The 9,565-nt window shown below is 44.1% G+C and carries 10 protein-coding genes and 1 pseudogene; 4 read left to right on the forward strand and 7 right to left on the reverse strand.

The genetic code is table 11. From position 1 onward, the window contains the following. Positions 1-62: 62 nt before the first annotated feature. The gene (locus FTU01_RS02770; protein WP_180138068.1) at positions 63-1,292 is read left to right on the forward strand and encodes an MFS transporter; all 1,230 of its coding nucleotides are present in this window, start codon (positions 63-65) and stop codon (positions 1,290-1,292) included. Between the two features lie 205 nt (positions 1,293-1,497). On the opposite strand, the gene FTU01_RS02775 is transcribed toward FTU01_RS02770, so the two are convergent. From FTU01_RS02775 to FTU01_RS02795, 5 genes are all read right to left on the reverse strand, one after another. Beyond that, positions 1,498-1,794, reverse strand: a complete 297-nt coding sequence (locus tag FTU01_RS02775) for a DUF3817 domain-containing protein (protein WP_004787034.1) — start codon at positions 1,792-1,794, stop codon at positions 1,498-1,500. A gap of 127 nt (positions 1,795-1,921) precedes the next feature. Further along, positions 1,922-4,024, reverse strand: coding sequence for a YccS family putative transporter (gene yccS, locus FTU01_RS02780; protein WP_257233475.1), 2,103 nt, complete (start codon positions 4,022-4,024; stop codon positions 1,922-1,924). A 205-nt stretch (positions 4,025-4,229) separates the two neighbouring features. After that, a complete protein-coding gene (gene sodC, locus FTU01_RS02785) occupies positions 4,230-4,772 on the reverse strand; it encodes a superoxide dismutase family protein (protein ID WP_180003255.1) in 543 nt (180 codons plus the stop codon). Between the two features lie 110 nt (positions 4,773-4,882). Then, entirely contained in the window at positions 4,883-6,031 is a 1,149-nt protein-coding gene (locus tag FTU01_RS02790; RefSeq protein ID WP_180130844.1) for an AI-2E family transporter, read from the reverse strand. A 132-nt stretch (positions 6,032-6,163) separates the two neighbouring features. Next, positions 6,164-6,808, reverse strand: coding sequence for a ParA family protein (locus FTU01_RS02795; RefSeq protein ID WP_179992145.1), 645 nt, complete (start codon positions 6,806-6,808; stop codon positions 6,164-6,166). 123 nt (positions 6,809-6,931) lie between these two features. On the opposite strand from FTU01_RS02795, the gene FTU01_RS02800 reads away from it, so the two are divergent. Next, on the forward strand, positions 6,932-7,399 hold the full coding sequence (locus tag FTU01_RS02800) for a Holliday junction resolvase-like protein (protein ID WP_004787020.1): 468 nt from the start codon (positions 6,932-6,934) through the stop codon (positions 7,397-7,399). 26 nt (positions 7,400-7,425) lie between these two features. Next, positions 7,426-8,010: a hypothetical protein gene (locus tag FTU01_RS02805; RefSeq protein ID WP_180138072.1), complete on the forward strand. Its 585-nt coding sequence runs from the start codon at positions 7,426-7,428 to the stop codon at positions 8,008-8,010. Here FTU01_RS02805 and FTU01_RS02810 read toward each other — a convergent pair. Next, the gene (locus FTU01_RS02810) at positions 8,007-8,633 is read right to left on the reverse strand and encodes a class I SAM-dependent methyltransferase (RefSeq protein WP_180130846.1); all 627 of its coding nucleotides are present in this window, start codon (positions 8,631-8,633) and stop codon (positions 8,007-8,009) included. The two genes, FTU01_RS02805 and FTU01_RS02810, sit on opposite strands and share 4 nt — an antisense overlap. A gap of 180 nt (positions 8,634-8,813) precedes the next feature. Here FTU01_RS02810 and FTU01_RS02815 point away from each other — a divergent pair, with 180 nt between their 5' ends. After that, on the forward strand, positions 8,814-9,377 hold the full coding sequence (locus FTU01_RS02815; RefSeq protein ID WP_004787012.1) for a hypothetical protein: 564 nt from the start codon (positions 8,814-8,816) through the stop codon (positions 9,375-9,377). A gap of 96 nt (positions 9,378-9,473) precedes the next feature. Here the strand turns inward: FTU01_RS02815 and FTU01_RS02820 are convergent. After that, positions 9,474-9,565, reverse strand: a pseudogene (locus FTU01_RS02820) (IS5/IS1182 family transposase); the annotation flags it as partial.

The raw sequence follows: 9,565 nt of genomic DNA on the forward strand, positions 1-9,565 counted from the left end.
TCTTTCTATTTTAGATAAAGTTCGGTCTGCTATTAATGGACAGACTGGCAATAACAACTCCCATGCAAAACGCCCAAACCCACAAACTGACCCGTGCCACACTGATGTTTCCTCTGGCACTGGTGCTGTTTGAATTCTCCGTCTATATCTGTAATGACCTGATCCAGCCGGCCATGTTGGCCATTACCCGTGATTTTGGCGTAAGCAGTTCCTGGGCACCATCTTCTATGTCCTTTTTCCTGTTAGGTGGGGCATTTGTTGCCGCAATTTTAGGACCCTTATCAGACCGATTAGGCCGTAAAAAAGTCCTGCTCGGTGGCGTAGCATTTTTTGTAATCTGCTGTCTGGCGATTTTACTCACACCGAATATTCAAAGCTTTCTGTTCCTGCGCTTTTTACAAGGTTTTGGCTTGTCCTTTATTGCTGCTGTGGGTTATGCCGCGATTCAGGAAAGTTTTGAAGAACGCGATGCCATTAAAGTCATGGCACTTATGGCCAATGTCTCCTTGCTGGCACCACTTTTAGGGCCAGTAGTCGGTGCCTTTATGATTGACCATGTCTCATGGCACTGGGGTTTTATCGGCATTGCCTGTCTGGCATTTCTGAGCTGGTTTGGACTAAAAGCGAAGATGCCGAATTCGAATATCAGTATTCCCAAACAGCCACTCAGCTATATTATCGATGACTTTAAACAGGTCCTGAAAAATAAGCGTTTTGTGATTATGACCATGGCATTGCCACTGGTGAGCTTGCCATTGATGTTATGGATTGCCTTATCTCCCGTGATTCTGGTTGAAGAATTAGGCTTGAGCAGCATGCAATATGGCCTGGCTCAGTTTCCGGTATTGGATGGCCTGATTCTGGGCAATATCATTCTGCTAAAAATTATCGACAAGATGCCGCTCGGTAAAACAGTGATGCTGGGTGTGCCATTGATGCTGTTCGGAACCATTTTGCTTTTAGTGGGAATGCTGATTCCGGATTATTTTCTGCATTGCCTGATTATCGGTACCACTTGCATCAGTCTGGGTGAAGGGATCAGCTTTTCGGTATTGTACCGGTTTGCGCTGATGTCATCTGAAGTGTCTAAAGGCACGGTTGCGGCAACAGTATCCATCTTGATGATGCTGAGTTTCTTTATCGTGATTGAAGTGGTCAGAATTGCTTATGAAGCTTTTGATCTTTGGGCTTATTGCGGTGCCTCGTTTATTTTAATTGCGCTGTGGTTTAGCTTGCCACGTATGCAGCTGAAACAGGTGATGCTGGAAAGAAAAGGGCGAGGGGAGTTTTAAAAGAATTCCTTTCTCTTAAATATTTAATCGAATGAAGCTATTTACTTGATGTGCCTCAAATAAAAGTATTGAATGTTCTCTCTCCCTATGGGAGAGAGAGGGAAATATTAATAAAATAACCTTACCTTTGCGCAGCAGTGCTACTCATCTCCTAAAAGGAGAGAAAACATCCATTATTGATTTAATAATGATTAGAATCCAAAAGTTAAGCTTCAGCCGGCTGCTCCAACTTCTTTAATTTCATATCAAAGATAAATGGTCCAAACGGCAGAATCGACGCGATCAAGCCCAGAATAAACATACTCAGAGACCATTTCTGTTTTTCGCAGACCGCAAATAACACCACAAGAAAAAGCACGAAAAGAACGCCGTGACCCATGCCGATATATTTCACCAGAATCGGGTTATCCATCATGTACTTGACCGGCATGGCAATAAATAACAGCAGCAGAAATGAAATACCTTCAAGCAATCCAACCAGACGCAAAGTTTTAATATTCACGCGCGCTCACTCTTCTATGTTCTATTCAATCAGGCTTGAGTGTACCCAATCTGCCGATTTAAGCAAAATGAAATTTATAGGATAAAATTAATTATTTTAAATACTTATATCCTAGTGCTCCGCTTGGTTATTTGATTTCAACTACCAGTAATTGCTGTCTTAGAGACAATAATTCAGGCAAGGTTTCCAGTAACAGACTGATCTGTTTAAGCACCAGCAGCAGGTGGGTAGAAATATGTTCCTGCTGACTCAGTTGCCGGATTTCTGCCAATTGGCCTTGAATGTCCTGCTGCGGTACATTTTCAGGATTTGATAGGGCAGAGGTTAAGGTCTGCTGACAGGCAGAGAGCAGTTGCAGAATTTGCGGATCAGATACCTGTTCACGATGGCTACCCAATGCGGAAATATAACTGAGCTGACTGTGGCTATAAACCAGATAACGGAAGGCATTGCGAATCAGCACCGGATCTGGATTCGGTTCGGTACTTAGACTGGAAATCATATTGGAAAGGTCAATCTGGGCATTGTGGGCCAAACGACGTGCTGTCCGATAAGCAATGCTGTTATTTTTGCCATGCTGATATTGCTCCAGAATAGCCAGTAAATAGTTCAGCGTCGCTTGGGAAGATTTTTTGATATTGCTGGAAATATTACGGAAATTCCAGTCTGGCCAGATGCAGCTGACCGCCAGCCAGGCGATCAGACAGCCAATTAGGGTATCGATAATTCTCGGCAGAATGACAGCATAGCCTGCGCCTTTCAGATTAAAAATCAGCAGTACCACCAAGGTTGCCATCAATGTGGCCATAGCATATTTCTTGGAGCGCAAATAGAAAAAGCCGACACCAAAAATCACCGTAAGCAGCAACTGGCCTTCAATACTTGGTACAAAATACAGGATTGGAATTCCCAGAACGACCCCAAGTAGAGTACCTAAAGTCCGCAGTTTTAAACGGCTTTTGGTAGCGAAATAACTGATCTGGCATACAAACAGACTGGTCAGCAATATCCAGTAGCCATTTTTGGCAAAGGGCAATAGAGAAATTGCATAGCCGACCAGAAAGACCAAAGCGATCCGCACCGCATGACGAAACAGCGCCGATTGCGGTCCCAAATGGGGTTTTAATTTCAGCCAGAAATCCGCAGGTCCACGCAGATCATCATCAAACAGGCTGGAATCATCAAAATACTTTGGATAATCTGGACGGTAAATGGCTTGTCCATCCTGCAAATGTTGCAGCTGTTCATGCACACTCAGCAGATTGCTCAGAATGAGCTGTAAGTTTTTTACCTCAATATTCTGTGGATGCTGGGCAATCCAGTCCTGCATAGAGGCTTCTAATGCTTTGAGTGCCAGTTGATGCTGTTCAGGAAGTTGATAAGTTTCATTACGCAATACGCAAGCAGCCAACTGCTGGCAGGCAAGCGCCTGCAAGTGAATATTTTTCTGAATGCGAAAAATCAGATCGGTACGGCTAAAATGCTGGTGAATCTGCTCGTAATGCAGATAGTTAGCAGTTGCCTGCTCATGAATATCCTGAGTCAGAAAATAAAGATTCAGCCAGTAAATAGTTTTATGATTTGGGCGCGAGGCTTTGAGTCGGGTCAGTAAAGAATCTTTGGTGTGGTTAAAGCTTTCAATGACTTGGGTATTTTTTAAGGAAAGTTCATAAAGCAGCGGTTCGACATTATTCTGATTATCGGGATCAAATAATTTGGCTTTGGTCGATAGCAGTTCGGCCATCTGTTGCAGGTTGATGGACAGATTTTCCTGAACCTGTAAAGTTGGACGAATCAGATAAAATAGGATAGAAGTCAGGCCATACCACAGCACACCAACTACAAAATAAAGCGGCTGTTCGTACCAGTGCGCATATTCTCCCAAGCCAAACATAGTGTAAATGGACAGCAATACAGTGCCAAAAGAAATGGTGGCATAACGCTGTCTTAAAGCCCCCATCAAGATAAATACGGCACTAGAAAGTGATAGCCAGAGTGCAAACCAGACTTTATAGGGATGCAGAAATTCCAGCATGCTACTGACTGCAAAAAACAGCAGCATGACCAGCCCCAGATTGCGTAGCCTTAAACTTAAACGGTCATCAAAATCGGTCAGGGCAGTAGCAATTGCCCCTAAAGTAACCGGAACAATCAAAGTCTCATAGCCGAGAAGTTTTAGACCAAAAGTCGTTCCTGAAAGCACAATAAACATCTGCAAACAGTAAGTCATCAAGGCACTGGACTGAAAAGGCAACAGGGCTTTTTTAAGTATGTGCTGAAGAGGATGCAATATGGAATCTGAGCTATTCATAAGAATATGATCCGTGGTATTTGACTGCCGGTTTTGAATGCAATTTAAGCGCCAATTTCAAAAGAAATATCTACTAAAAAACGGGCAAGAAGCCCGTTTTTGAATGCTAATAATCTGTAATAAATCAGATTACGCCACATGCAATACGTTCACCGCCACCGCCTAATGGCTGCGGTTCATCTGAATAGTTATCACCGCCTGCATGGACCATGATGGCACGACCCTGAACATCTGCCAGTTTCAGGCGTGGCGCAAGCAGAGTCACACGTGCTGTACCATCAGTGTTTACTTTAAGGGCTGGTAAGTCACCCAGATGACCCGTCATGGGTGTGCCATGATGAGGTGCCTGATTCGGGTTGTAGTGACTGCCGGCAGCAAGTGCAGCACCTGGTTTGCCATCTTTTTCACCCGGTGCACATGAACCATTTTCATGAATGTGGAAACCACGCTCACCCGCAGGAAGCTGTTTCAGGTTAGTACGAATCACCAGGCCCGCCGGGCTGTCACTCAATAATACGGTACCAATCGATTCACCGACGCCCTGTGCAGAGACTGCATTCAGGGTCACGGTTTTAACATTTTCAGTCGAAGTAGAGGTTGAAGCGCAACCGGTAAAAAGTGCGGCACTGACTGCGCACAAAGCTGTAAGTTTAAACAATGAAGACATAATTATCACACCTTGATCTTTATTCTGCTTTTCGGAATCTATTGAAACAGAGCAAGACCAAAAGCACTATGGAAAATCGGTACTTAAATGTTTTAATTTGTTTAAGCCAGTCAGTCTGGTGATTTCGGTGTCTTGTTGCGGCGCAGACGGAATTTTTTCTTCGGTTCAACCTCATGCGCCATAGTGGCTTTAGGCATCATCAAAGGTTCATTCAAGTTGCTTTCATGCAGCCATTCACGCCAGATGGCCAGTAGTACGGCTAGAATCACCGGTCCAATAAAGACACCGACCAGACCGAAACTGGCAATGCCACCTAAGACACCAAACATGATCAGCAGGAATGGAATTTGTGTTGCACCTGAAATGACCAGTGGACGAATCACATTATCTGCCGTACTCACAATACAGACACCCCAGATCATGACTCCTACGGCTTCAATGGTTTGACCTTGCGAGAACAGCCATAGCGAAACTGCACCATAAGCAACAGGAGGGCCAAAAGGAATTAAAGCAAAGATAAAGGTGATAATGGTCAGTACCATTGGGTTCGGTACGCCAGCCACAAAGTAGCTGATACCTGCCAGTAAAGACTGGGCAATCGCCGTTAAACCTACGCCATAGACCACCGCACGTGTAGTATCCGAAATTGTAGCCAGATAATGATGAATACGTGGACCGACTACCATTTCAAAGGCTTTACGCACCTGATTCAGAATGGTATGGCCATCACGATAAAAGAAGAATAACGACAGCACGGCAAAACACAGCTTGAAGACATTTTTACTGATTTCATTCAGCACAACTTTACCGTAATTCAGATGACCCTGAATCCAGACTGAAATGGTTTGTGCAATGCTATTTGGATCGGCATTAATCTCATTCAGGGTGCGGGTAATTTCCTTACCTACAAGTGGCAGGCCGCGAATAAAATCTGGAACGCTGAGATGACCTGAGAATACCTGTTTCTGCAATTCAAAATACAGGTTCCGGCCTTCGTGTTGCAGCATAAAAATGGCAAAGATAAAAGGCAAACCAAATACCAGAATCACACCCAGAATCATAATGGTCGCACTCAGTGTCGGCCGATTGCCACTCATTCTTAAGATCGACTGATACAGCGGCCAGGTCATGTACGCAATAATGGCTGCCCAAACTACAGGAATGATGAAATACTTGAGTATGTGAAAACTCAAAAAAATCAGAATGAAAAATAGTCCAAATAATAAGACTTTTTGTAGTGTAGGCGCGTACTGTTGCACTGAATTTAGAAGCTCATTTTTTTAGGTCGTGTCAGGCATATTAACTGAAAAAAAAGCGATCGAAAACGATAGTGCGGGAAGTAGTACGATTATTTTCCTTAGAATAAAAAGAAGAGGCTAAAAATAACAGAACTAGAACCATTGGCTTGGATCGTCAATAATGGCATTCAATAAAGGTTGCCATTGATCCTGTAATTCACGGTACATCTTCTGCTGTTTATCAAAAATAGACAGGCCTTGCATGGCCAGTCGGCTATAGGGTGCACGTTCAGAAATCCAGGTAACCGGTTGCTGATCAATTTTATTAAAGAATTGCTGAATGTCCTGATTACTGGCTGCATTAGGTTTGGTGCGGTTAGCGAGGAGCAGAATTTCAACCTTGCCTTTACGGATACGTTTAATATCCTGCAAATGTTTGAGAAAACGGCGCGTAGAATCAATATCAAAAAAAGAAGGCTGCAGCGGGATAATGATGGCATCCGCTTCACTAATTAGCTGTTCGGCATGATCTTCAGTCAGCGCTCCGGGTGCATCGATAATCAGATATTCCAGATTTTTAGGCGCATCCCCAATCGATTTGGCATTTCGCCAGTCCAGACTCTGAATCGGTGCGGCATCTTTTGGGCGATGTTTCAACCATTGCAAGGTCGATTTCTGGCTGTCCGCATCGGCCAGAGCAACTTTATAACCCTTTTGTGCCAGGGCAGCTGTCAGGCTAATCGCAGTAATGGTTTTACCACAGCCACCTTTCTGATTTGCAATTAAAATAGTTTTCATGACCCGGGATGATTTAATTCTGCTCCCGCCTAGCATATCATTCTTTGCAGGCTTACTGGATGGCAGACCCTTTCAACTTCAGTCGAAGGTAGGCAGCAAAATAAAGCAGATTAGGAAGATTGAATGTCCATTGGAATGGCTATGCTGATTGGTGCCTGTATTGGAGTGGTTTTAACTACCCTGATTCTGGGCCAGACGCGAAATGGTCGAATTAAAGCAGAATATGAACAATATATTGCCGAGTTGGAGCTGGAACATCAGCAAGCTTTAGTCGCTGCACAAAAACGCAGTGTAAATACCAGTCGCGCGGTACTCAAAGGCAAAATGGCCGAGCAGTTGGCACCGATCATGCCAGAGTTTCAATATCTGCCTAGTGATGCCAAATTTTTAGGTGATCCGGTGGATTATGTGGTCTTTGATGGTTATACCGATTTTCGTGACGGTGAGGGGCTGGCAGAAGATATTGAAGTGGTTTTGATTGATATTAAAAGTGGTGGTGCACGTCTGACCAAAGGCCAGATGGCAATTGCTCAAGCCATTCAGGAAGGGCGGGTACGTTTTGAGACCATCCGGATTGATTTTGAAGACTGAAGGACAGCAAGCTTCAACGCTACACTATGGATAAACTGATTATTGCCGCAGCACTGTTTGCGCTTGGACTATGGATCTGGTCGGAATACTTTCGGGCGATCCCGAATCTGGAGCAGGCCGGGGTACTCAAAAATTTTCAGGTAGAATCGATTGAGCCGCATCAGGCTGAATATCGCGTACTGGCTAAACAGTATTATGGGCCTGAGCGCCGTACCATTCATCCAGCCAGTCCGGTGGTGGGAAGTTTTAATGATCTGGCCTATGTCAGTAATATTGATCTGTTACTGGCAGTACCGGAAGTATCCAGTGCTGTATTTAAACCATTCAAGCTTGAGCAGGACAGGCGTTGTTTTAATATGACCGCTACAGACGCACAAGCCAATCCTGCGAACATTCAACCTCATTTGCTGAACCTGAGTGTGATTGCCGCCAGCGCAGCTGTTGCCAATAAGGTTCGCCGTTTAAAAGCAGATCAGCGGATCTGGCTGCAAGGTGACTGGGTACAGGTCAAATTAGCGACCAGCCAGCAAGAATTTCAGGTTGGAAAAAGCAATCCAAAATCAGCCCAATGCCGCCTGTTTAGAATAACTGATTTAAAAGTGCTGGATTAAAGCGGTTTATGCGCTCTAGCTAACAGCATACGCTGGCCAATCTTTGGAATACCTTCTGCATCGATATAATGAACTTCATCCAGTTCAAACCCAGCCTCTAAAAGAGCGGTTTCAATATCCCGGTTAAGATGACAGCCATCTGCCACTTTCTTCTGAATCGGGGTGAGTAAATGCTGTAAGCGCTGAATGTTGAGATGCTCTCGGTTTAACACATGCTCAACCAGATGAAAATGGCCGCCTGGCTTCAGAACCCAGTAAATTTCATGCAGACTTTGGTGCAGATCTGGAATACTACATAAGGTCCAGGTTGATACGATATTTTCCAAACTATTCTCTGCAAAAGGCAGGGCTTCTGCACGGGCCTGAATCTGTTCGACCGCAAAAGGGCTTTGACTGATACGCTGCTGAGCTAGTTTAAAAATGTCCGGGTTAGGTTCCAGCGCATAGACTTTATCGACGGCCTGATAAAAAGGCAGATTTAATCCTGTACCGAAGCCAATTTCCAGGACTTCACCTGTAATAGGCAATAATAATTCGCGGCGTAAATCCATCAGGGATGGGGTCTGCATGACCTGATTTAGCAAATGTGGAAAAATATGTTGTTGATAGAATTTATACAGCATGGTCGCATTCAAATGATTTTTAGACAGGCTTAGATTAACCGAAAATAATCAGATTAGCTAAAGCCCTCCGCTCACCAAAATTGATCAACTTGTTACTAATTTCAACTATTTATTCATTAAAAAAATCGTACTATCAAGCAAGATATTCTTGAAAAGATTTGATGGAATAAAGACAGAATTATGTTCAAACATCTTCGATACTATGCTTTGGCGGCCAGTCTTTTACTACCGCTTTATGGTCACACTTCTGTAGACCATAATGTTGCCAAAGGACTGCCACCGATGGCTAAAGACCAATCTATTTCAGTCTTGCAGCCGTTTAAAGGTGATTTCCGCATTCTGGGATCAAAAATTTATACCGACGATGAGCAGGCCAAGTTCTCTCCGATCGATTATGCGGTGAGTTGGGGGCTGTTTGCACAACCTGAAATTGCCCGGCACATTACAGTCAACCAGTATAACCGTTACCTGAACTGGAAAATGGATCGCGTGCCAGTGCCTATTGAACAGGCTAAACAGATGGTATCCAATATGCACATCATCCCTGCCAATCCACAAATTGCCAAAGCAATTAAACAGGTAAAACGGGGTGACCTGGTGCGTTTGCAAGGGGAACTGGTGGAAGTACGTGATAAAGACCTCGTCTGGAAATCCTCTTTAACTCCAACCGATACCGGTGATGGCGCTTGTGAAGTGTTTCGGGTCAGCTCAATCAAGTGGATTGAGAAAGTGGGTAAAGGTTAAAACTGGAAAACTTATGGCTTTCTGAAAGGGTCGCTTGGAGTGCTTCAGGGTGACCAGGCTTTAGGGTCTGTTGACACTTACTGTTCATAATTAACCCTATAACGGTAGCCATAAAAATATACAGGCTAAGGCAACAGAACTTTGATAATTTCTTTTGAGCTTGTCATATCGAGTAGCTATTCCTCTAA

The organism is Acinetobacter sp. YH12043, assembly GCF_013419915.1.
In the GTDB taxonomy this organism is placed as follows: Bacteria; Pseudomonadota; Gammaproteobacteria; order Pseudomonadales; family Moraxellaceae; genus Acinetobacter.